Genomic DNA, 20,916 nt, shown 5'->3' with positions numbered 1-20,916 from the left:
CTTGCCAAGCGATTAGCTAGATAGCTACCACCTCTTCAGAACAGCGCCAGCTGCTGGCCGGTCAACCCTTCGAAACTGTCGCCAACGAAAGGCAGGATGGCATCGGCCACCGGCTGCAGCTGCCGCGTCAGGTAATGCTCGTAGTCCACCGGTGCTTGCAGGTTTTCCAGGGGTTCGGGGCCCGCCAGGGTGATCAGATAGCTGATCCAGCCGCCGCGCTGGTATTGCAACGGGCGGCCAAGGCGGCGGTTGTAGTCATCGGCCAGCCGGGCCGCACGCACGTGCGGCGGCACATTGCGCTGGTAATCGGCTAGCGGCCGGCGCAAACGCTTGCGGTACACCATCAGCTCATTCAGCTCGCCCGCCAGGGTGCGCCGTACATAATCGCGCACATACGCCTGGTAAGGCTCCCCGCGGAATATCCGGCCATAAAGCTCTTGCTGGAACTCCCGGGCCAGCGGCGACCAGTCGGTACGCACCGACTCCAGGCCCTTGTAGACCATCTGCTCGCTGCCATCGGCCCGCTGCACCAGCCCGGCGTAGCGCTTCTTGCTGCCTTCGTCCGTGCCGCGGATGGTGGGCATCAGGAAGCGCCGGTAATGCACCTCGAACTGCAGCTCCAGCGCGCTTTCCAGGTTCATCCGCTCGCGCAGGTGTTCGCGCCACCACTGGTTGACCTGGGCCACCAGCTCACGGCCGATGCGTGCTGCAGCCTCCTCGCCGTGGGCGCCCTTTAGCCAGACGAAGGTGGAGTCGGTATCGCCGTAGATCACCTCGTAGCCCCTGGCTTCGATCAGCGCACGGGTCTGGCGCATGATCTGGTGGCCGCGCATGGTGATCGAGGAAGCCAGGCGCGGGTCGAAGAAGCGGCAGCCGCTCGAACCCAACACTCCGTAGAAGGCATTCATGATGATCTTCAGCGCCTGCGAAAGCGGCGCGTTGCCCTCGCGCTTGGCTGCTTCCCGGCCCTGCCATACCCGCTCGACGATGGCCGGCAGGCAATGCTCGCTACGGGAGAAACGCCCACCCCGGAAGCCTTCCACCGAGTGTTCATCGTCGGGCAGGCGCAAGCCTTCGACCAGCCCCACCGGGTCGATCAGGAAGGTACGTATGATCGACGGGTACAGGCTCTTGTAGTCCAGCACCAGCACCGAGTCGTACAGGCCCGGGCGCGAATCCATGACGAAGCCACCGGGGCTGGCTTCGTCGGGGCGGCTGCCGAGGTTGGGGGCGACAAAGCCCAGGCGGTGCATCTGCGGGATGTACAAGTGGCAGAACGCGGCCACCGAACCACCGCTGCGGTCCACCGCAAGGCCGGTGACCGAAGACCGCTCCAGCAGGAATTCGAGCAGGCGGGTGTGGGCGAAAATGCGCGTCACCAGCTCGCAATCCTTGAGGTTGTAGCGCGCCAACGCCGGCTTGTCCTCGGCGAAGCGGCGGTTGATTTCATCCATGCGCTGGTACGGCGTGTCGATGGCCTTGCCTTCACCGAGCAAGGTCTGGGCGACACTTTCAAGGCTGAACGACGGGAAGCTCCAGGTCGCCGAGCGCAGCGCCTCGATGCCGTCGATCAGCAGCCGCCCCGGGGCATCGGCGAACACGTGGCCACCACCGGCATGGCTGCGCAAGGTCATCGGCGCGCCATTGCGCCCCAGTGCCAGCGGTACCTGCAGCAGCTTGGCGTGCTCGTGCAGCAGGCGCAGGTCGAACTGGATCAGGTTCCAGCCGATGATTGCATCCGGGTCGTGCTCGGCCATCCACTGGTTGAGGCAGGCCAGTATGTCGGCGCGGTCGGCGCAGTAGTGCAGGTCGAAGTCGAGGTCATCAGCCGTGCCGTTGGTCGGCCCGAGCATGTACACCTGGCGTTGGCCACAGCCTTCCAGGGCAATGCTGTACAACTCGCCCCGCTCGCTGGTCTCGATGTCCAGCGACACCAGGCGCAGCGGCGGGCGATAACCCGGCAGGGGCTTGAGCTGGGCATCGCAGAGCACGCCTTGGGCATCCGGTTGGCCGGTGAACTGCACCGGGGCGGTGATGAAGCGCTCCATCAGGTAGCGCTCGGGCGGGCGAATATCGGCTTCGAACACCTCGATACCGGCCGTGCGCAGGCGTTGCTCCAGCTGCATCAGTTGCCGGTGCTGGCGGCAGTACAGGCCCAGCACCGGGCGCTGGTCAAAGTCCTTCAGCTGCAGCGGCCGCAACTCGACACCGGCTTCGTTGGCCAGCAGCACCCGCGCGTGTGCTTCCTGCGCCTGGGGGATGAATGCCACCGATACCTGTGGCGCCAGGCGCAGTTGTCGTGGCCCCTGGTCGGTGGCCAGCCAGAATTCCACGCAGGTGCCTTCGGGCGTGTCATGCCAATGTCGGGTCAGGACAAAGCCCTGCTGCAACTCCACCGCGTCGACCTCTGAATCGTTTGTTGTGCTGATTGCGGCGATTCTACCGCTGACGCACCGTCGCAGCGCATTTTTGTAGGAGAACGTCCAACCCATGGGGGTGCGCTGTCGCGCAGGTAACACCAATTGGCAAACGCGACGCGGCCCCTGTGGGAGCGGGCATGCCCGCGAAGAATCCGACTCGATGGATGGCACCGGCTGCGCCGGTGTTCGCGGGCACGCCCGCTCCCACAGAGACCCTGCTAAATCAATCAGTTACTTGCAATTCCCTAAGGCGCTGAATCCCTCAAGACAAACGCCCCCGCCAAAAAACCGCTCCACCGCCGGGCGTTTGCTCGAACGCGTGTTCAACCGTACAGGTAATTGATGTCCTTGCAGGCCAGCGGCGGCACCTGGCCCAGCAGGAACTCGCGCAGCTTGTGCATCTGCCGCGCCTTGGGGCTGGCCTTGAGCCAGGTCATGTAATAGCCGTCGCCGGTGGCCACCGCGTGCTTGAACGGCGTTACCAGGCGCCCGGCCAACAGGTCGGCGCTGGCCAGCACCAGGTCGACCACCGAAATACCCAGGCCTTGCTGTGCGGCCGAGATGCCCTGGTCGAGGGTATCGAACACTTGCCCGTGGTCGATGCTGATGTCCAGCGCGTCCATGCGAGCCAGCCAGCGCCGCCAGTCTCGTCGGTCAGGGGACGGGTGCAGGAATTCGCACTGGGCCAGGTCGGCAAGGTCCGGTTGTGCCTGGGCCATGTAATCCGGGTGGCACACCGGGATCAGCCATTCATCGAACAGCTTGAAACTCTCGATATCGGCGGGAAAACGCCCGTTGGCCAGGAGGATCGCACAGTCGTAGGGCTCGGAATAGAAGTCCACGCTGTCGATGTCCATCCACACGCTGGACAGCTGCACGCTGCAGTTGTCCTCGACCTTCTTGAACGCATCCAGCGCCCGCAGCAGCCAGCGCACGGTGAGCGTGGACGGCGCCTTCAGACGCAGGCCGTAGCGGTCCTGGCGCAGCAGGGCGCAGGCATTTTCGATGATCTTGAAGCCAACCTTCAGCTCCTGCGCCAGCAGGCGCCCGTGCTCGGTCAGGGCCAGCTTCGGCCCGCGGCGTTCGAACAGGTCGCAGCCGAACATGGCTTCGAGGGTCTTGATGTGGTGGCTGACGGCGCCTTGAGTCAGGGCCAGCTCTTCCGCGGCACGGGTAAATGAGCCATAGCGAGAGGCCACCTCAAAGGCACGCAGCGCGTGCAAAGCCTGAATCCGTTCCGACATGGCGACGCCCTGAGCATGAGTAAGACTAATAGTAGGTCATAGTTCCACGCGTTTTACAACGCCAAGGACGTCTCGGAAAATGCGGGTAAATAATAAACATAACCAAGATCCTGCCTGCATGTGACTTGAACGTTCATCAAATTTACGCCTGGGGAAATCATGTCGACGGGTTATGGAACTTGCTATCGCCTGGATGCGCTAGAGCTGGCCGCTGACCATGTGCGCAACGCGCGACATTGGACCTACAAAGCCGTAGAACATTTTCGCAGTGTCCTCGCCAACCCCGAGTTTCCCTGCCTGTTCGGCCGCAAGGCGGTAAACGGCGCAACCTGCCACATCCTCTTCGCCCGCGCCGGGCAGCTGGCCGATGACATCGCCATGGGCCTGGCCGACTACGTGCGCACCGTCACACCTATCCCACCCAAGCAGCGTATCGGCAGCCCACTGGTGGTGTTTCTCGAAACTGCCGCCGACTACACCCTGGCCGAGCAACAGGCGCTGGCCTGGAAGGTGCTGCGTGGTGTGCACGCGCGCGACCCGCATCCCTGGCCGCAGGGCATCCCGACCGACCCCGACGACAACGCCTGGTCGTTCTGCTTTGCCGGCATGCCGCTGTTCATCAACATGAACTTCCCCGGCCACCAGCAGATGAAAAGCCGCAACCTGGGGCCACACATCACCTTCGTCATCAACCCGCGGGCGAACTTCGACGAAGTGGCCAACGTCAACACCGAAAGCGGCCATCGTATCCGCGAACGCATCCGCGAGCGCGTGCACCACTACAACGACGGCGTCATGCCCGACACCCTTGGCTTCTTCGGCGATGCCGACAACTACGAGTGGAAGCAGTACCAACTGCAGGAGGCAGGGTCGCTCAACCCGTCCCGCTGCCCGTTCCACGCCCATGCCGTACAGCCGGCAACACCCGACATACTGATCGAGACCTGACCGTGAATACCGCACTCACCGCTACCTACGCCCTTACTGTCCTGCTACTGATCGCCACCCCCGGCCCGGTGGTGGCACTGATCGTCAACACCGCGGCCGCCTCCGGCTCACGCAAGGCCATGTTCACTGCTGTGGGCACCAACTGGGCATCACTGGTGCTGATCGGCGCGGCGGCCTGGATCATCCTCACCAGCGCCGCCATCGACAAGGCCTGGCTCAGCGCCATGAGCCTGCTGGGTTGCCTGTTCATCGGCTACATTGCCGTCGGCACGCTGCGGGACGCCCTGCAGGCGCCGGCAGCCGAGGCACCGGGCGAGCTCGCCAAGCCTGGCCGCGGCGGGCTGCTGCAAGGTTTCATGGTGGGCATTTCCAACCCGAAGGACATCATCTTCTTCATCGCCTTCTTCCCGCAGTTCATCCAGATCACCGAGTCGTTCGGCAAGAGCATGGTGGTGCTGTCGATGCTGTGGGTGGCCATCGATTTTGCCGTGCTCAGCCTGTACATCTTCGCCATCGGCAAGATCGCCTCGCAGCGCAGCAACCGCATGATCAGCCTGGCCTCGGGGGTCGCCCTGCTGCTGATCGCCGCCGGCGGCCTGCTGTACAACGTCAAGGAGCTGGCGGCCTGAACGTGACGCAAGGTGCCCGCTGCAACAGAAGGAGAACCCATGACTGCGACTGACACGACCCCGTCGCCTTCGCCGTTGCAACAGGACTACCAGCGCTTTCTGCTGCTGGGCAGCCGGCGTGCCCCGCACACCGTGCATGTGCACGAAACCGGCTACCGCTCCGGCACCATCAACACCGATGCCCTGGGCCTGCGCTACAGCCATTGCGCCGGCAAGCGCTTTTCGGCAGCCGAGCGCGGTGGTGCGTCACGCATCAACCTGCTGGTCGGCGGCTCCACCGCCCTGGGTATCGGTGCCAGCTCCGACGAACACACGGTGGCCTCGCACCTGTCGATGCTGACTGGCGAAGTCTGGCTGAGCCTGGCTGGCTGCGGGCTCAATGCCAGCCAGGAGCTGCTGATGTTCCTGACCCACCAGCACCGCCTTGGCCAGCTCGGCCATGTGGTGGTGCTCAGCGGCCTCAACACCCTGGCCCACGAAGCCCTCTGCGAAGTCCTCGCCAGCCTGAGCGACCCGCGGCACGCCAAGGCCTACCAGGATTTTCTCAACAGTTTCAGCGAAGGCATGCAGCCCACGGCGGCGCCCCGCCGGCAATCGCTTTGGCGGCGCATCGGCCAGGCGTTGGCCGCGCCCTCGGTCGCAACACCTGCCACCTGGCCGCTGTCACCCCCGGAAAAGCGCCTGGCCCGTGCCGCCGACAGCATTGGCCGGACCTTGCGCCAATGGGACCGGCTGCTGGCAGACAGCCATTCCACCCTCACCTTCATCCTGCAGCCGTTGCTGCCCTGGTGCCGGGATAGCCTGCCCGCTGGCGAACAGGCCATGCTGGACGCGCTGCAGCGACGACCGGCGAATTTCGACCGGCTGCTGGACGGCGCTTTCGACAGCCAGTTGCACTCGGCCTTCTTCCGTCGCATCAAGAGCCAGGCCGACCCGGTGCCCTGCTATGACATGAACTGCATGCTCAGCAGCTCGCCGGTGTTCGGCGCCGACCTGTTCATCGACCGCCTGCACTTGAACGACCTGGGCAACAATGCCCTGGCCAAGGTCATTACCGCCAAGCTTGGCCTGGCCCAGGAAAAACATGCCCAGCGCAAGGTCACGCCGATCAAGCTCGTCTGACAGTTGCCAGGTGGTCTTCCGGCCAGGCCCCTTGGGTGGCTAGAATAGGCCGTCGTTCCGATCTGCCCGAGGCGCACGCTTGACCGCCATGAACATCGAAGCCATCCATCAGTACCTGGCACCCCATGGGGCTTGCCTGTGAGCCGCATGCTTCGCTTGCCCCCACTGTTGATCGCCCTGATGCCGCTGGCCGCGCACGCGCTGGAAGTGCGCATCGATCCTCATGCCGACCTGCTCTACCGCCAGGCCTTGCCCCTGCTGGAGCAGGCCGACAGCCAGGACGACGGCGCCAGCACACTGCGCACGGCCATCGGCGGCGACCCGGAGCTCAGCCGCCAGGGACAGGCCATGGCCCACACCCTGCCGACAGCCGTCGCCTTGCTGAAAAAGTCCGTGGAGCTGGGCCACCCGGTCGCACAGTACCGTCTGGCGCTGTACTACATGACCTACCTGCCCGCCGCGCAAATCCCGGATGCCGCCTGCCCGCTGCTCGAAGCCAGCCTCAGACAGGGCTTTGCCGCACCGGCGCCGGCCATCGCCACCTGGTGCCCGCCTTATAACGTCAGCAACGAGTACCGTACTGCGCTGGAGGCCATCCCCAACATGGCTACCGTGTATGCGCCCTACTACCCGCAACCGGCCACGCGCCTGGCCTGCAACCGCAACCGGCCACAAGGCCTGGAAATGCAGTGGGGGCGCCAGCGTGACTACCAGGCCGAGGTCTACCGCCTGCTCGGCGACCTTGACCCGCAGCACCGCCAGAGCCTGCTGCAGAAGGCCGTGGATACCAACGGCTGCGTGACAGCGCAGCAGCACCTGACCAGCCGTCCCTGACCATCAGCAGTCGCGATCCTTTGTGGGAGATGGCCCAGCCCTTGTGCTGCGCTGGCGCGTAGAGAACTCAATTCGCAAGCGCGACGCGGCCTGTGTGGGAGCGGGCGTGCCCGCGAAGCATCCAACGCGGTGCATGGCACCGGCTGCGCCGGTGTTCGCGGGCATGCCCGCTCCCACAGTGACCGCGTGTGCCTTGAAATTTTGAGCAAGACAGTTGCCCCCACAAGGTGGAGACCAGCAAGATCGTTCAAGCCATCCCCCGCCCCGTCTGGCATGCTGGCCTGCCAACGTACACGCACTGCAGCCACCATGCCCCACATCGCCCGCCAAGCCTTTCTCCACGGCGCCATCGCCATCCTCCCGTTGTCCCTGGCCGTCGCCCCCTGGGGCCTGCTGGCCGGCTCCATGGCCATCGAGGCCAACCTCAGCGCCTGGGAGGGGCAAGGGCTGTCGGCCATCGTCTTCGCCGGTGCCGCGCAACTGGTGGCGATCGGCATGCTCAAGGGCGGCGCCAACCTGGCGTCGATCCTGCTGACCACCCTGCTGCTGACCTCGCAGCACCTGCTGTATGGCCTGACGATGCGCCCGGTGCTGTCCAGCCAGCCGCTGCGCTGGCGGCTGGGCCTGGGCTTCCTGCTGACCGACGAGTTCTTCGCCCTGACCAGCCAGTACGACCAGCAGCAGTTCAACCGCTGGTACGCCCTGGGCGTGGGCCTGACCTTCTACGTCGCCTGGAACCTGTTCACCCTGGCCGGCATCCTGCTGGGGCAGAACATTCCGCACCTGGACCAGCTCGGCCTGGACTTTTCCATTGTCGCCACCTTCGTCGCCCTGATCGCGCCGCTGGTGCGCAACCTGGCCACGCTGGTGTGCGTGGCGGTGTCGCTGTTCTGTTCGGTGCTGTTCAGCTACTGGCACTGGGAAACCGCCCTGGTGGCCGCAGGCCTGCTGGGCATGAGCGCCGGTTTCGTCTGCCAGAAATTCGCCGGAGCCCGCGCATGACCTGGGTCCTGATTCTTGCCATGGGCGCCATCGTGTTCCTCAACCGCTATGCGTTCCTGGAGCCGCGCCTGCCCTTGCGCCTGAGCTCCAACGCCCGGCAGTTCCTCGGTTTTGCCGTGCCGGGCATGCTCACCGCAATCTGCGGCCCGATCATCTTCATGCCCGAGCACCAGTTGAACCTGAGCCTGCTCAACCCCTACCTGCTGGGTTCGCTGGTGGCCATCGCCCTGGTGCTGTTGACCCGCAGCGTGTTGCTGAGCATGCTGGTGAGCATGTTGATCTTCTTCCTCCTGCGCAGCTGGCTGGCATGAGCACGCCCGTGCGCGAGCAGACACACCTCTGGCAGGCGCCGGCACTGGGCGACGTCGAGATGCTGCACGCGCGCTATTTCCAGCAGCGTTTCGCCCCGCATGTGCATGAAGGCTATGTGTTCACCGTGATCGAGTCGGGCGCCCAGCGCTTCTGGCATCGCGGCAGCGAGCACCTGGCGCCGGTCGGCAGCATGGTGCTGATCAACCCCGACGAACTGCACACCGGGGCCACCGCCCACGAAGCGGGCTGGCGCTACCGAGGGTTCTACCCGGAACATGAACGGGTAACCGGGGTGCTCGACGAACTGGAACTGGGCCGCCACGGCATGCCCAGCTTCAAGGACAGCGTGATCCACGACCCGGCCCTGGCGCTTGCCTTCAGCCAGTTGCACCAGCTGTCCGAAGCCGGTGCCAGCGCCCTGCAGCAGCAGACCGCCTGGCGCCAGGCGGTGCTGGCCCTGGTGCAACGGCACGGGCAATGCGCCGAACCTGCCGCCCCCGGCCACGAACCGCTGGCAGTGGCCCGCGCCCGTGAGCTGCTGGAAAGCCAACTGGCCGACCCGCCCTCGCTCGAAGCCCTGGCGGCGGCGGTCAACCTGTCGCCGTTCCACTTCGCCCGGGTGTTCCGCCAGGCCACCGGCCTGCCGCCACATGCCTGGTTGAAGCAGCGGCGCCTGGCCCGTGCGCGGGAAATGCTCAAGCGTGGCTGGGCTGCCTCGGAGGTGGCGTTCGACCTGGGCTTTGCCGACCAGAGCCATTTGAGCCGGCAGTTCAAGCAGGCCTACGGGGTAACGCCAGGGGCTTATCGCAGCGCCTGCCTGCAGGGCTGAGCTGCGACAGCCGGCCTCAGGCAGGCCGGCCAGCCACTGCTACACTGACAAGGCTGAATGGAGGATCCTGCCATGTCCGAAAGAGAGCTCACCACCCTCCTGTCGCTGATGAACCAGCGCCAGGCCTGCCTGAGCAGTGCCTGCAAGGAGATAGCCGACTGGATCGACCGGCAGGGCGACGTGCCCGCCGCCGGCAAGATCCGCGCAAGTCTCAAGGCCCTGGAGGCCGATGAGGCCCAGGTCCGCAAGACCTTGACCTCGCTGACCCTCGACAGGCCGCTGCCCAAGTTTCGCAGCTGATTGAACCGGGGGCTGCCTGGCAGCCCATCGCGACACAAGGCCGCTCCCACAGGGGATACGCGTTCTCCTGTGGGAGCGGCCTTGTGTCGCGATGGGGCGCAAAGCGCCCCCAAAGGGTTCAGCCTGATCAGTGCTTCATGTGCATGTGATCATGCCCACCGCCCGCCTCGGCGTTGAGCGCACGCACTTCGGCCTGTACGTCCAGGGTTTCCTTGGCCCCCTTGGCATCTTCGATGGTCAGGGTCAGCGGCACTTTCTCGCCTTCCTTCACCTGGTTGTTCAGGCCCATCAGCATCACATGCAGGCTGTTCGGGTCGAGAGTTACGGCCTTGCCGGCCGGCAGCTCGACCGCCTTGACCTCACGCATGCCCATCACATCGCCGTTCATGGTCATCTCGTGCACCTGCACGGTCTTGGCCACAGGCGAAGCCACGCCCACCAGCTTGCTGTCGCTGCTGGCGGTCAGGGTCATGAAGGCACCGGTAGACTGCTGGTGCGGCACGGTCGCACGCACCCAGGCGTCGCTCACGGTGGTCTGGGCCAGGGCCGGCAGCGCCAGGCCCATCAGGACCAGGGCAGCCAGGCCATGCTTGATCGGTTGCATCGACATTCAGCAGATCTCCATCAGGGTGACCAGGTCTTCGGCGCATTCCTGGGCGGTCAGGGAATGGCCCAGGCTCAGGCGCAGGGTGCCACGCGTATCGTAGACGTAGCTGGTGGACGAGTGAGAGACGGTATAGGTATCACCGGCCGGGACTTTCTCGTAGAACACCTTGAACTCTTTGGCCACCGCGGCGATTTCCTCGGGGGTGCCGGTCAGCGCGGTGAACGACGGGTCGAATGCCTTCACGTAGGCATCGAGCACTTCGGGGGTGTCGCGCTCCGGGTCCAGGGTAATCAACACCACCTGGAACAGGTCGCGATCGCGGCCGCGCAGCAGCTTGCGGATTTGCGCGGCGCGCGCCAGGGTGGTCGGGCACACGGCCGGGCACTGGGTGAAGCCGAAGAAGATCATCGGCATGCTGCCGTAGAAGCTCGACAGGGTGCGCACATTGCCTTGGGTGTCCTTGAGGCTGAACTTGCGCCCAAGGATTTCGTTGCTCATGTTCTTGCCGTACTTGAACTCGAGCCCCCGGGCCGGGCTGCAGCCTGCGAGCAGGCCAAGCCCGAGAACGCCCATCCCGGCGACAACTGCGCGCCGGGTATATAGATCATTCATGAAACCATCCTTTACAGGGAAGGTGCCGGCCCTCGGGACGGGCCGGTCGAAAAACCGGGGCATTCTGGCACGACACCCCGAGGGGTTCTACCCGACGAAGGCAAGGATCGGCTGCAGCCCTTTGAATACGGGCTGCGGCCTGTTGTCGCAGGGGTTGAAACAGTAACACTTTGTTGCTAAGGAAGCGGGTTCAACGCGATCCCTGTAGGAGCGCGCCAGCCTCAGTAGTAGGCGTTCTCTTTCTGGCTGTGGTCAGTCACGTCACGCACGCCCTTCAGCTCGGGAATACGCTCGAGCAGGGTGCGCTCGATGCCTTCCTTCAGGGTCACGTCGGCCTGGCCACAACCCTGGCAACCACCACCGAACTGCAGCACGGCAATGCCGTCGTCGACCACATCCACCAGGCTCACCTGGCCGCCGTGGCTGGCCAGGCCGGGGTTGATCTCGGTCTGCAGGTAGTAGTTGATGCGCTCGTTGATCGGGCTATCTTCGTTGACCATCGGCACCTTGGCATTCGGCGCCTTGATGGTCAGCTGGCCACCCATGCGGTCGGTGGCATAGTCGACCAGTGCGTCTTCCAGGAACGGCACGCTGACCGCGTCCAGGTAAGCGGTGAAGCTCTTCAGGCCCACGGCAGTGTCGTCAGGCTTCTCTTCGCCCGGCTTGCAGTAGGCGATGCAGGTTTCGGCGTACTGGGTGCCCGGCTGGGTGATGAAAATGCGAATGCCGATGCCAGGCGTGTTCTGCTTGGAGAGCAGATCGGCCAGGTAGTCATGGGCGGCGTCGGTAATGGTTATAGCGCTCATGTAGGTTCCTCACAGACTTGCGGCCAAGTGTACGCCAACCCGGCCTTCGAACAAAGTCCTAGTATTTGACTCGGGAAAGCGCATATTCAGGGGCCTGCCCCCGTGGCGCCGCCAGCCAGGCCTGCATGCGCCGGTACAGGCCGCGCTCCAGCCACTGGTAGCTGAACCACGACATTAGTCCAATGGACGGCACGCACAGGGCGAACACCAGGTACGGGTTCAACTGCAGGCGCTGGCTGGCGAACCAGCCTGCGTACAGCACCAGCACATGGACCAGGTACACCGAATACGAACAGTCGCCCAGCGCCTTGAGCAGCCGGTTGCCGCGGAACACCGGTTCCAGGGCGACGAAGGCCAGCACGATCATTGCGCTCGGCACGCCCCAGTGCAGCAAGCGCCGGGAAGCGTCCAGGTGGTAGATGGCAAGGCCTGCCACCGCCAGCAATGCCAACGGCAGCCAGCGGCCCTGGTGGATCAGCCCGCGACGGTGCAGCACGCCCAGGCCGATGCCGAGCAGGAATTCGTAGATGATGTCGTTGCTGTAGAAGCGGCTGAGCACACCCAGCCGGCCCAGTATCTCGCTGGCCAGCAGCAGCGCGGCGGTGACCAGCAACTGGTGATGACGCTGGCGCACCAGGAAGGCCAGGCCGAACAGCAGGTAGAAGAACATTTCGAAGTTCAGCGTCCAGCCCACGTTCAGGGTCGGGTACAAGCCGTAGCCACCGGGGTTTTCCGCCGGAATGAACAGCAGCGACAGCAGCAGATGGTGCCAGGTGAATGCCTGGTGCGGCATCCATTGGCTGAAGGCCAGCAGCAGGGTCGCCATCAGCGCCGTGTAGAACCAGTAGGCCGGGACGATACGCAGCGCCCGGTTGAGCAGGAACTGGCGAGGCTCGATGGCCTTGTCGCAGGTCGACAGGTAGATGACCAGCCCGCTGATGACGAAGAAGATGTCGACGCCTGCGGCGCCGCGGTCGGTGAGCAGTTGGCCGATGGGGCCGGAGGCTTGGAAGTCGAAGAAGATCTGCATGAAATGGTGGCAGACCACCACCCAGGCGGCGAACGCCCGCAGTGCCTGAAGCGAATACAGCATGGAGTACCCTGCGATTGCCGGTGCATTGAGGCCTTTGGGAGCGCGTTGCGCTCCATCGCCGGCAAGCCAGCTCCCACAAGTACTGCGCAGCCTTCAGGCATGTGCGGCCCCTGTGGGAGCTGGCTTGCCGGCGATTGGGCTGCAAAGCAGCCCCCGGACCACCCAGCAAGTCCGACCGCAGGGTAATCGGAAAGGTCAGCCCAACCGATCAGAGGTTCTCGTAGCGGTTCATGTCCAGCACGCCCGCCTCGACTGGTTCGGTCTCCTTGATAAAGCTGTTCAGGTCATGGAAATAGCGCCAGAACTCTGGGTGACTGCGGCGCACACCCCAACGCATGACGATGCGCTCGAACCTGGCCGGGTCATCTTTCGCATACTCCATGTCCTCGACGAACTCCGGCACATCCTTGGTCGGGATGTTGAAGATGAAGTTGGGGTAACTGCTGAGCACGCCCGGGTACAGCGTCAGGGTATCCAGCCCCGGCTGGTAGCGGTACGCCTCGCCCAGCAGGAACGCCACGTTGCTGTGCGCGCGGTTGCGCAGCAGGCTGTACACCTGGCGCTGGCCGCCCTGCCCTTCGATGCGCAGCATGGTCGCCTCGGGCAGCTGGTTGATCACCTTCAACCCGGCAGCCGGGCGCGACACCAGGCGGCTGAGCGACTGCTCGGCATTGCGGAACTCTTCGCTCACCTGCGGCCGCGAGCAGAACGCGCCCTGGCAGCGGTTGATCGGGTCAGGCGCGGCGTTCAGGCTGCCGGTACGCTGCAACAGCTTCAGGCCGAAGTCGCGCTTGGGGTTGCGCGGGTCGAGCTGGATGCCGCTCGGGGTGTCGGTGTCGATGTCTTCATAATCCATCCACATCTTCACCTTGCCGCTGTTCTGGTACCAGTCGCCGAGGATCGCCTTGCGCTGGTCGGCCGGCATCAGGCGCAGGAAGTTGACCTCGGCGCCGTTGCGGATCAGGTCGAAGTACAGGCGCGTCTGCAACTGGTGCGAGACGTTGCCGAACACATCGAAGTTGACCGCCAGCTGGTAATAGGTGCGCTCGAACAACGGGTAGTCGAACAGCCACACGGTCAGCGGCACATCACCGATCAGGCCCTTGGTCACCGAGGCGCTGTCGAAGTGGCGGAAAATGCTCAGCAACGCGTTGTCGTTACCGGCCCACAGCGTCGCCCAGCCCGGCGCCGGCATGTCGGCATAGGCTTCGCGGCGCAGTTTTTCGTACTCGTTGCGCTTGTCACGGTAGGCGTGCCACAGGCTCAGCACGCTGCCCACGTCATCGATCTGCCCAGGCATGGCCAGCAGCGGCGTGGCCTCGCCACGGTACTTGGCGTCGGTGATGTAGCGGTCGTGGGCCGGCTCCTGGAACAACGCCCAGAAGTTGTCGCGGATCACGTCGGTGGCGATCTGCCCACGGCATACCGGGCCACGGATGAAGGTGCGCACGAAGTACTCGGCGTTATCCAGCATGAACTGGTAGCGCGCCACTGCCGGGATCGCTTCGAAGGTTTCGAACGGGTTGGCCCGGTGGCGCGGGCCGTAGCCTGGCAGCGCGGTGGCATGCCAGTCACCGGCGTAGAACAGTTGCTTGACCCGCTTGAGCTTCTGCGGCCCCATCGGGTAGGTGATGTGCGTCTTGTGCACGATCACGCCCTGCACCGGGATCAACCGGTAGTAGAAGTCGGTGCCCGGCGGGTCGTTGGGGCGGCGCGTGGCGATCAGGTCGACCGGCTGGCCGCTCGGTGTACGCGAACGTACCCACTGGAAGAAGTGGCCCTGCTCGCCACCAACGAAGTAGATGTGCGCCAGGAACAGGTGCTCGTACAGCCAGCGGCCGACCAGCGCCTCGGTGGAACCCGGGCGGTTGAGCAGCTCTTCCCAGTCGGCAATCTGCTTGGCTTCGGCCGCGCTTGGCTTGATCGGCTGGTACTCGACCGGCGCACCGGCGGCCAGCCAGCGGCGCATGGTGTCGTATTCCTTGTCGGTCAGGCCGGTCACCGCCAGTGGCATGCCTTCCTTGGGGTGGGCGCCGGCATAGGCATCGAACTCATGCGGCAACGGGCACATGTTGTTTCGGTTCAGGCCCAGGACGATTTCCTCGGGCAGCTTGGCGTTGGGCGTGAGCGGGGTCTTGTGCCCCAGCTCGAGCATGCGCGCCATCAGCGCGGCCTGGCTGCCCTGGTTGTCGAGCACGGAGTAGAAGCCCTTCTTGCGCCACTCGCCCTCGCTGTGGGCGTCGTAGAACAGCCGCGTGGTGGGCACTGCCTTGCTGCGCTCGCCCTGGTACACCGGAACCTTGGTGGCGCCGCGCACCGCGCCTTCGGGGCTTTCCAGCTTCAGCTGGCAGGCGGCGTCGTTGCAGGCGTGGCAGGCCACGCATTTCTCGGTGAAGATCGGTTGAATGTCCCGGGTGTAGGAAATAGCCGGGCTCGACTGGGGGGCTTGCCCAAACGCCACACTGCTGATGAGCAGGGCGAAAACGCCGGCAAGAATACGATGCACCATGTGCGGAAAGTCCTGGGTATTGAAAGCCATCACGATTTGTTGCCTGGTCGTCCTTGGGTGCCCTGCTTCGCCGACGCCCGCCCAACATGAGCCATTTTCATGCAAATGGGCGATGCGCCTAAAAACCGCGCAGCTTTGTTATGATTCTGCACCTTCTGAAATTTGCCCGACCAGGTAGTTCCTATGTCCGACCGCAGCGCTCGTCTCCAAGCACTCCAGAACGCACTCAAAGAGCGCATCCTGATCCTCGACGGCGGCATGGGTACTATGATCCAAAGCTACCGGCTCGAGGAACACGACTATCGTGGCACGCGTTTCGCCGATTGGCCAAGCGATGTCAAGGGTAACAACGACCTGTTGCTGCTCAGCCGCCCGGATGTGATCGCCGCCATCGAAAAGGCCTACCTGGATGCCGGCGCCGATATCCTCGAAACCAACACCTTCAACGCCACGCAGATTTCCCAGGCCGACTACGGCATGGAGTCGCTGGTCTACGAGCTGAACGTCGAGGGCGCGCGCATCGCCCGCCAGGTGGCCGATGCCAAGACCCTGGAAACCCCGCACAAGCCGCGCTTCGTCGCCGGCGTGCTCGGCCCTACCAGCCGCACCTGCTCGATTTCCCCGGATGTCAACGACCCCGGCTACCGCAACGTCACCTTCGACGAGCTGGTAACGAACTACATCGAGGCCACCCGCGGCCTGATCGAGGGCGGCGCCGACCTGCTGCTGATCGAGACCATCTTCGACACCCTCAACGCCAAGGCGGCGATCTTCGCCGTGCAGCAGGTGTTCGAGGAAGACGGCATCGAACTGCCGATCATGATCTCCGGCACCATCACCGACGCCTCGGGCCGTACCCTGTCGGGCCAGACCACCGAAGCGTTCTGGAACTCGGTACGCCACGCCAAGCCGATTTCCGTGGGCCTGAACTGCGCTCTCGGCGCCAAGGACCTGCGCCCGTATCTGGAAGAGCTGGCGACCAAGGCCGACACCCATGTCTCCGCCCACCCCAACGCCGGCCTGCCGAACGCCTTCGGTGAATACGACGAAACCCCGGCGGAAATGGCCGTGGTGGTCGAGGAATTCGCCGCCAGCGGCTTCCTCAACATCATCGGCGGCTGCTGCGGCACCACCCCGGGCCACATCCAGGCCATCGCCGAGGCCGTGGCCAAGTACAAGCCACGCGAGATTCCGGAAATCGCCAAGGCTTGCCGCCTGTCGGGCCTGGAGCCGTTCACCATCGACCGCCAGTCGCTGTTCGTCAACGTCGGCGAGCGCACCAACATCACCGGCTCCGCCAAGTTCGCCCGGCTGATCCGTGAAGAGAACTACACCGAAGCCCTGGAAGTCGCCCTGCAGCAGGTCGAGGCCGGCGCCCAGGTCATCGACATCAACATGGACGAAGGGATGCTTGACTCCCAGGCCGCCATGGTCCGCTTCCTCAACCTGATCGCCGGCGAGCCGGACATCTCGCGCGTGCCGATCATGATCGACTCGTCCAAGTGGGAAGTGATCGAAGCGGGCCTCAAGTGCATCCAGGGCAAGGGCATCGTCAACTCCATTTCCATGAAGGAAGGCGTCGAGCAGTTCAAGCACCACGCCCGCCTGTGCAAGCGCTATGGCGCTGCCGTGGTGGTGATGGCCTTCGACGAAGTCGGCCAGGCCGACACTGCCGCGCGCAAGAAGGAAATCTGCCAGCGCAGCTACGACATCCTGGTCAATGAAGTGGGCTTCCCGCCGGAAGACATCATCTTCGACCCGAACATCTTCGCCGTCGCCACCGGCATCGAAGAGCACAACAACTACGCCGTCGATTTCATCGAGGCCTGTGCCTACATCCGCGACCACCTGCCGCACGCCCTGAGTTCGGGCGGTGTGTCCAACGTGTCGTTCTCGTTCCGTGGCAACAACCCGGTGCGTGAAGCCATCCACTCGGTGTTCCTGTACCACGCGATCCAGAACGGCCTGACCATGGGTATCGTCAACGCCGGCCAGCTGGAGATCTATGACGAGATCCCGGCTGCCCTGCGTGAAAAGGTCGAGGACGTGGTGCTCAACCGTACCCCGCATGGCACCGACGCACTGCTGGCCATCGCCGACGACTACAAGGGCGGCGGCGCAACCAAGGAAGTGGAAAACGAAGAGTGGCGCTCGCTGCCGGTGGAAAAACGCCTGGAGCACGCGCTGGTCAAGGGCATCACCGCGTTCATCGTCGAAGACACCGAGGAATGCCGCCAGCAGTGCGCCCGCCCGATCGAAGTGATCGAAGGCCCGCTGATGAATGGCATGAACGTGGTCGGCGACCTGTTCGGCGCGGGCAAGATGTTCCTGCCCCAGGTGGTCAAGTCGGCCCGCGTGATGAAACAGGCGGTAGCACACCTGATCCCGTTCATCGAAGCCGAGAAAGGCGACAAGCCGGAAGCCAAGGGCAAGATCCTGATGGCCACGGTAAAAGGCGACGTGCACGACATCGGCAAGAACATCGTCGGCGTGGTGCTGGGCTGCAACGGCTATGACATCGTCGACCTCGGCGTGATGGTGCCGGCCGAGAAGATCCTGCAAACCGCCCGCGACGAGAAGTGCGACATCATCGGCCTGTCCGGCCTGATCACACCGTCGCTGGACGAAATGGTCCACGTCGCCCGCGAAATGCAGCGCCAGGGCTTCCAGCTGCCGCTGATGATCGGCGGCGCCACCACCTCCAAGGCGCACACCGCGGTCAAGATCGAGCCCAAGTACAGCAACGACGCCGTGGTCTACGTCACCGACGCCTCGCGTGCGGTGGGCGTTGCCACCCAGTTGCTGTCCAAGGAGCTGAAAGCCGGTTTCGTCGAGAAGACCCGCCAGGAATACGAGGAAGTACGCGAGCGCACCGCCAACCGCAGTGCCCGCACCGAGCGCCTGAGCTATGCCCAGGCTGTCGCCGCCAAGCCGCAGTACGACTGGGCTGGCTACCAGCCAGCGGTGCCCTCCTTCACCGGCGTCAAGGTGCTGGAAGACATCGACCTGCGCACCCTGGCCGAGTACATCGACTGGACCCCGTTCTTCATTTCCTGGGACCTGGCCGGCAAGTTCCCGCGCATCCTTACCGACGAAGTGGTCGGCGAGGCGGCCACGGCGCTGTACAAGGACGCCCGCGAGATGCTCGACAAGCTGATCGACGAAAAGCTCATCAGCGCCCGCGCGGTGTTCGGCTTCTGGCCGGCCAACCAGGTGGCCGATGACGATATCGAGGTGTACGGCGAGGACGGCCAGGCCCTGGCTACCCTGCACCACCTGCGCCAGCAGACCATCAAGCCGGACGGCAAGCCCAACTGGTCGCTGGCCGACTTCGTCGCGCCGAAGGCCAGTGGCGTTACCGACTACGTGGGCGGTTTCATCACCACCGCCGGCATCGGTGCCGAGGAAGTGGCCAAGGCCTACCAGGACAAGGGCGACGACTACAGCTCGATCATGGTCAAGGCCCTGGCCGACCGCCTGGCCGAGGCCTGCGCCGAATGGCTGCACGAGCAGGTGCGTAAAGAGCACTGGGGTTATGCCCGCGACGAACACCTGGACAACGAGGCGCTGATCAAGGAGCAGTACCGCGGCATTCGCCCGGCCCCCGGCTACCCGGCCTGCCCGGACCACACCGAGAAGGAAACCCTGTTCCGCCTGCTTGATGGCACTGCCATCGGCGAGACCGGGCCGAGCGGCGTGTTCCTCACCGATCACTTCGCGATGTTCCCGGCGGCGGCGGTCAGCGGCTGGTACTTTGCCCACCCGCAGGCGCAGTACTTTGCGGTGGGCAAGGTCGACAAGGACCAAATCGAGCGCTACAGCGCGCGCAAGGGCCAGGATGTGAGTGTCAGCGAGCGTTGGCTGGCGCCTAACCTGGGTTACGACAGCTAAGACCCTTGGGGCCGCTTTGCGGCCCCAATAGCCACCTACACTGTCCCTGATTGCCTCTGATTTCCTCAGGAGCCACCATGGACGATTCCAGCCAGGGCAAGCCCCCTACCTTCTGGCAGATGCTGCACAGCATCCTCGCTGCCGCCTTCGGCGTGCAAAGCGGCAAGAACCGCGCCCGCGACTTCACACACGGCAAGGCCAGCCATTTCATTGCGCTGGGGACGCTGTTCACCCTGGTGTTCATTGCCGTGCTGATCGGCCTGGTGCAGTTGGCCATGCACCTTGCTCGCTAGCCTTTGAAGGGCAGTGATTTACCTGTGGGAGCGGGCAAGCCCGCGAAAAGGCCGGCACAGGCAAAGCAAAAACGCCTGCGGGACTCCCTCCCGCAGGCGCTCTGGCTGCATCACGGTCTTGAATACAAGTCTACTGATGGCTGACCCAATACACGGCAGTGACCACCACCAGAACGATCAGGCAGAGGATCGCCCAGGCATCGACGCTGCTGTCAGCTTTGCGGACCTTGGTTGAGTTTCCCATTGCATTGCCTCTTGTAGTGGTTATGGGAATGCACTTCACCACCAGCAGTTAAGACGAGCAATGCCCTTCCCTCAAGCAGGGTCTTTCAATAATTGATCGGTGATGTCAGAAACGGGTACTGGTAGTCGGGCGGCCGCCCTTCGGCACTGTAATGCTGGAAATCGATGCCGTAGTCCGGCCGTTCCAGCAGTTTCAGCCAACGGGTTGCCTTGGCCTGGTCGATCGGCTGCAACACCGGCACGCGATGCTCGCGCAGGCCGTCACGGTTCACCGCCAGCCCCTGGGCATCATCGTGCAGCATCACCATGGCCCAGCCGCCGAGGGTGAAATGCCCGCCCATCAGCACGCTCAGGCGCCCGTCGATACGTGCGTGCAGGGCCTCTGGCGAGCTGTTGATGGCGCTGAACAGCACATCGTGCCCCGGCTTGCGCCCCGCCTCCTCGAACGCCTGCATGGCACCAAAGGCCATTTCGTCGTTGGCCGACCACACCAGGCGGGTGGCCGGGTAGCGCTCCAGCAGTTGCTGCGCCTGCTCGTAAGCGCGCTGGCGGCTCCAGCCGCCATATACCACCTGGCGCAGGCGCACCTGGGGGAAGTCGGCCAGGGCCCGGCGCATGCCTTCCTCGCGCAATTGCGAGGCCGGGGTGGTCTTGACCCCGGCAAACGCCAGCAGGTCCACCGGCCCGCTGTCACGGGGCAATTGCGCGACCATCTGGTGCAACATCTGGAAGCCCGCCTGCTCGTCGTTGGCCGTCAAGGTGCCCAGCAGCGCGGCATACTTGTCGGGCTGGGCCTCGATGCTGCGGGCCTGGCCGGCAGTCAGGCCGTTGTTGACCAGGAACAGCTTGACCCCGCTGCCGCGCGACAGGCGGATGATCTCCGGGGCCACGTACTGCTCGTTGACCAGTACCAGGTAATCCGGGCGCTGCGGCCCGCCCAGGATCGCCCTGGCCTGGGTCAGCGCCAAGTCGGCGCGGCGTTCGCTGTACTCCACGCGCAGGGTCATGCCCAGGTCGTCCGCAGCGGCCTGCATGAAGCGGCTATAGCTGGTCCAGAACGTCTCGGTGGACAGACCCGGGTTGAGGAAAACCACCGAAACCGGCTGCGCGCTCGCCGCCAGCGGCAAGACAAGACACAAGCTTTGGCACAATGCCTTGAGCATGGGCTGACATCCCTGCGAAGCAAACATCGGATTATAAACGCCAGGCCACGCCCAACGCA

Annotated in this window: 18 protein-coding genes; 10 read left to right on the top strand and 8 right to left on the bottom strand. The window is 64.4% G+C overall.

What is annotated here, in order from left to right; all coding sequences use genetic code 11:
* Positions 1-35 precede the first annotated feature (35 nt).
* Positions 36-2,396 carry a DNA polymerase II gene (locus tag ABX298_RS19970; RefSeq protein WP_367393522.1) on the bottom strand — a complete coding sequence of 787 codons (2,361 nt, stop codon included), beginning with the start codon at positions 2,394-2,396 and terminating at the stop codon, positions 36-38.
* Between the two features lie 347 nt (positions 2,397-2,743).
* The gene (locus tag ABX298_RS19965) at positions 2,744-3,664 is read right to left on the bottom strand and encodes a LysR substrate-binding domain-containing protein (protein ID WP_075044647.1); all 921 of its coding nucleotides are present in this window, start codon (positions 3,662-3,664) and stop codon (positions 2,744-2,746) included.
* Positions 3,665-3,823: 159 nt separating this feature from the next.
* Here ABX298_RS19965 and ABX298_RS19960 point away from each other — a divergent pair, with 159 nt between their 5' ends.
* The 8 genes from ABX298_RS19960 to ABX298_RS19925 all read left to right on the top strand — a co-directional run bounded on the left by ABX298_RS19960 (position 3,824) and on the right by ABX298_RS19925 (position 9,640).
* Positions 3,824-4,612, top strand: coding sequence for a YqcI/YcgG family protein (locus ABX298_RS19960; protein ID WP_025338492.1), 789 nt, complete (start codon positions 3,824-3,826; stop codon positions 4,610-4,612).
* 2 nt (positions 4,613-4,614) lie between these two features.
* Positions 4,615-5,241, top strand: coding sequence for a LysE family translocator (locus tag ABX298_RS19955; protein ID WP_025338491.1), 627 nt, complete (start codon positions 4,615-4,617; stop codon positions 5,239-5,241).
* Positions 5,242-5,280: 39 nt separating this feature from the next.
* On the top strand, positions 5,281-6,363 hold the full coding sequence (locus ABX298_RS19950) for a hypothetical protein (RefSeq protein WP_075044646.1): 1,083 nt from the start codon (positions 5,281-5,283) through the stop codon (positions 6,361-6,363).
* Between the two features lie 138 nt (positions 6,364-6,501).
* Positions 6,502-7,197 carry a sel1 repeat family protein gene (locus ABX298_RS19945; RefSeq protein ID WP_317409518.1) on the top strand — a complete coding sequence of 232 codons (696 nt, stop codon included), beginning with the start codon at positions 6,502-6,504 and terminating at the stop codon, positions 7,195-7,197.
* A 309-nt stretch (positions 7,198-7,506) separates the two neighbouring features.
* A complete protein-coding gene (locus tag ABX298_RS19940; RefSeq protein ID WP_013971958.1) occupies positions 7,507-8,199 on the top strand; it encodes an AzlC family ABC transporter permease in 693 nt (230 codons plus the stop codon).
* A complete protein-coding gene (locus tag ABX298_RS19935; RefSeq protein ID WP_046615691.1) occupies positions 8,196-8,510 on the top strand; it encodes an AzlD domain-containing protein in 315 nt (104 codons plus the stop codon). The genes ABX298_RS19940 and ABX298_RS19935 overlap by 4 nt, the downstream gene beginning before the upstream one ends.
* The gene (locus tag ABX298_RS19930) at positions 8,507-9,340 is read left to right on the top strand and encodes an AraC family transcriptional regulator (protein WP_075044642.1); all 834 of its coding nucleotides are present in this window, start codon (positions 8,507-8,509) and stop codon (positions 9,338-9,340) included. The genes ABX298_RS19935 and ABX298_RS19930 overlap by 4 nt, the downstream gene beginning before the upstream one ends.
* 72 nt (positions 9,341-9,412) lie before the next feature.
* The gene (locus ABX298_RS19925; protein ID WP_003260451.1) at positions 9,413-9,640 is read left to right on the top strand and encodes a hypothetical protein; all 228 of its coding nucleotides are present in this window, start codon (positions 9,413-9,415) and stop codon (positions 9,638-9,640) included.
* 127 nt (positions 9,641-9,767) lie between these two features.
* On the opposite strand, the gene ABX298_RS19920 is transcribed toward ABX298_RS19925, so the two are convergent.
* The 5 genes from ABX298_RS19920 to ABX298_RS19900 all read right to left on the bottom strand — a co-directional run bounded on the left by ABX298_RS19920 (position 9,768) and on the right by ABX298_RS19900 (position 15,267).
* Positions 9,768-10,250 (bottom strand): copper chaperone PCu(A)C, encoded by a 483-nt coding sequence (locus ABX298_RS19920; RefSeq protein WP_013971950.1) that lies wholly within the window; start codon positions 10,248-10,250, stop codon positions 9,768-9,770.
* On the bottom strand, positions 10,251-10,859 hold the full coding sequence (locus ABX298_RS19915; protein ID WP_024086651.1) for an SCO family protein: 609 nt from the start codon (positions 10,857-10,859) through the stop codon (positions 10,251-10,253).
* A 221-nt stretch (positions 10,860-11,080) separates the two neighbouring features.
* A complete protein-coding gene (gene nfuA, locus ABX298_RS19910; RefSeq protein WP_003250416.1) occupies positions 11,081-11,665 on the bottom strand; it encodes a Fe-S biogenesis protein NfuA in 585 nt (194 codons plus the stop codon).
* 58 nt (positions 11,666-11,723) lie between these two features.
* Positions 11,724-12,758, bottom strand: a complete 1,035-nt coding sequence (locus ABX298_RS19905) for an acyltransferase (RefSeq protein WP_075044641.1) — start codon at positions 12,756-12,758, stop codon at positions 11,724-11,726.
* Between the two features lie 208 nt (positions 12,759-12,966).
* Complete coding sequence (locus ABX298_RS19900; protein WP_025338484.1) at positions 12,967-15,267, bottom strand: fatty acid cis/trans isomerase; 2,301 nt, start codon at positions 15,265-15,267, stop codon at positions 12,967-12,969.
* A gap of 183 nt (positions 15,268-15,450) precedes the next feature.
* On the opposite strand from ABX298_RS19900, the gene metH reads away from it, so the two are divergent.
* Entirely contained in the window at positions 15,451-19,158 is a 3,708-nt protein-coding gene (gene metH, locus ABX298_RS19895; protein WP_075044640.1) for a methionine synthase, read from the top strand.
* A 77-nt stretch (positions 19,159-19,235) separates the two neighbouring features.
* Positions 19,236-19,451 (top strand): DUF2970 domain-containing protein, encoded by a 216-nt coding sequence (locus ABX298_RS19890; protein ID WP_046615696.1) that lies wholly within the window; start codon positions 19,236-19,238, stop codon positions 19,449-19,451.
* Between the two features lie 329 nt (positions 19,452-19,780).
* Here the strand turns inward: ABX298_RS19890 and ABX298_RS19885 are convergent, their stop codons facing one another.
* Positions 19,781-20,857, bottom strand: coding sequence for an ABC transporter substrate-binding protein (locus ABX298_RS19885; RefSeq protein ID WP_367393521.1), 1,077 nt, complete (start codon positions 20,855-20,857; stop codon positions 19,781-19,783).
* Positions 20,858-20,916: the final 59 nt, after the last annotated feature.

The organism is Pseudomonas sp. X4 (assembly GCF_040784925.1).
Taxonomy (GTDB): Bacteria; Pseudomonadota; Gammaproteobacteria; order Pseudomonadales; family Pseudomonadaceae; genus Aquipseudomonas; species Aquipseudomonas putida_Z.
Note: the sequence above shows the minus strand (reverse complement) of the source record. Positions and strands in the feature narration are given on the sequence as shown.

What these genes read in the sequence shown, in the direction of transcription:
- nfuA (WP_003250416.1), bottom strand. Translation starts at nt 11,665, where the DNA reads ATGAGCGCTATAACCATTACCGACGCCGCCCATGACTACCTGGCCGAT.
- metH (WP_075044640.1), top strand. Translation starts at nt 15,451, where the DNA reads ATGTCCGACCGCAGCGCTCGTCTCCAAGCACTCCAGAACGCACTCAAA.
- ABX298_RS19900 (WP_025338484.1), bottom strand. Translation starts at nt 15,267, where the DNA reads ATGGTGCATCGTATTCTTGCCGGCGTTTTCGCCCTGCTCATCAGCAGT.
- ABX298_RS19905 (WP_075044641.1), bottom strand. Translation starts at nt 12,758, where the DNA reads ATGCTGTATTCGCTTCAGGCACTGCGGGCGTTCGCCGCCTGGGTGGTG.
- ABX298_RS19915 (WP_024086651.1), bottom strand. Translation starts at nt 10,859, where the DNA reads ATGAATGATCTATATACCCGGCGCGCAGTTGTCGCCGGGATGGGCGTT.
- ABX298_RS19935 (WP_046615691.1), top strand. Translation starts at nt 8,196, where the DNA reads ATGACCTGGGTCCTGATTCTTGCCATGGGCGCCATCGTGTTCCTCAAC.
- ABX298_RS19925 (WP_003260451.1), top strand. Translation starts at nt 9,413, where the DNA reads ATGTCCGAAAGAGAGCTCACCACCCTCCTGTCGCTGATGAACCAGCGC.
- ABX298_RS19930 (WP_075044642.1), top strand. Translation starts at nt 8,507, where the DNA reads ATGAGCACGCCCGTGCGCGAGCAGACACACCTCTGGCAGGCGCCGGCA.
- ABX298_RS19885 (WP_367393521.1), bottom strand. Translation starts at nt 20,857, where the DNA reads ATGCTCAAGGCATTGTGCCAAAGCTTGTGTCTTGTCTTGCCGCTGGCG.
- ABX298_RS19890 (WP_046615696.1), top strand. Translation starts at nt 19,236, where the DNA reads ATGGACGATTCCAGCCAGGGCAAGCCCCCTACCTTCTGGCAGATGCTG.
- ABX298_RS19950 (WP_075044646.1), top strand. Translation starts at nt 5,281, where the DNA reads ATGACTGCGACTGACACGACCCCGTCGCCTTCGCCGTTGCAACAGGAC.
- ABX298_RS19960 (WP_025338492.1), top strand. Translation starts at nt 3,824, where the DNA reads ATGTCGACGGGTTATGGAACTTGCTATCGCCTGGATGCGCTAGAGCTG.
- ABX298_RS19965 (WP_075044647.1), bottom strand. Translation starts at nt 3,664, where the DNA reads ATGTCGGAACGGATTCAGGCTTTGCACGCGCTGCGTGCCTTTGAGGTG.
- ABX298_RS19940 (WP_013971958.1), top strand. Translation starts at nt 7,507, where the DNA reads ATGCCCCACATCGCCCGCCAAGCCTTTCTCCACGGCGCCATCGCCATC.
- ABX298_RS19920 (WP_013971950.1), bottom strand. Translation starts at nt 10,250, where the DNA reads ATGTCGATGCAACCGATCAAGCATGGCCTGGCTGCCCTGGTCCTGATG.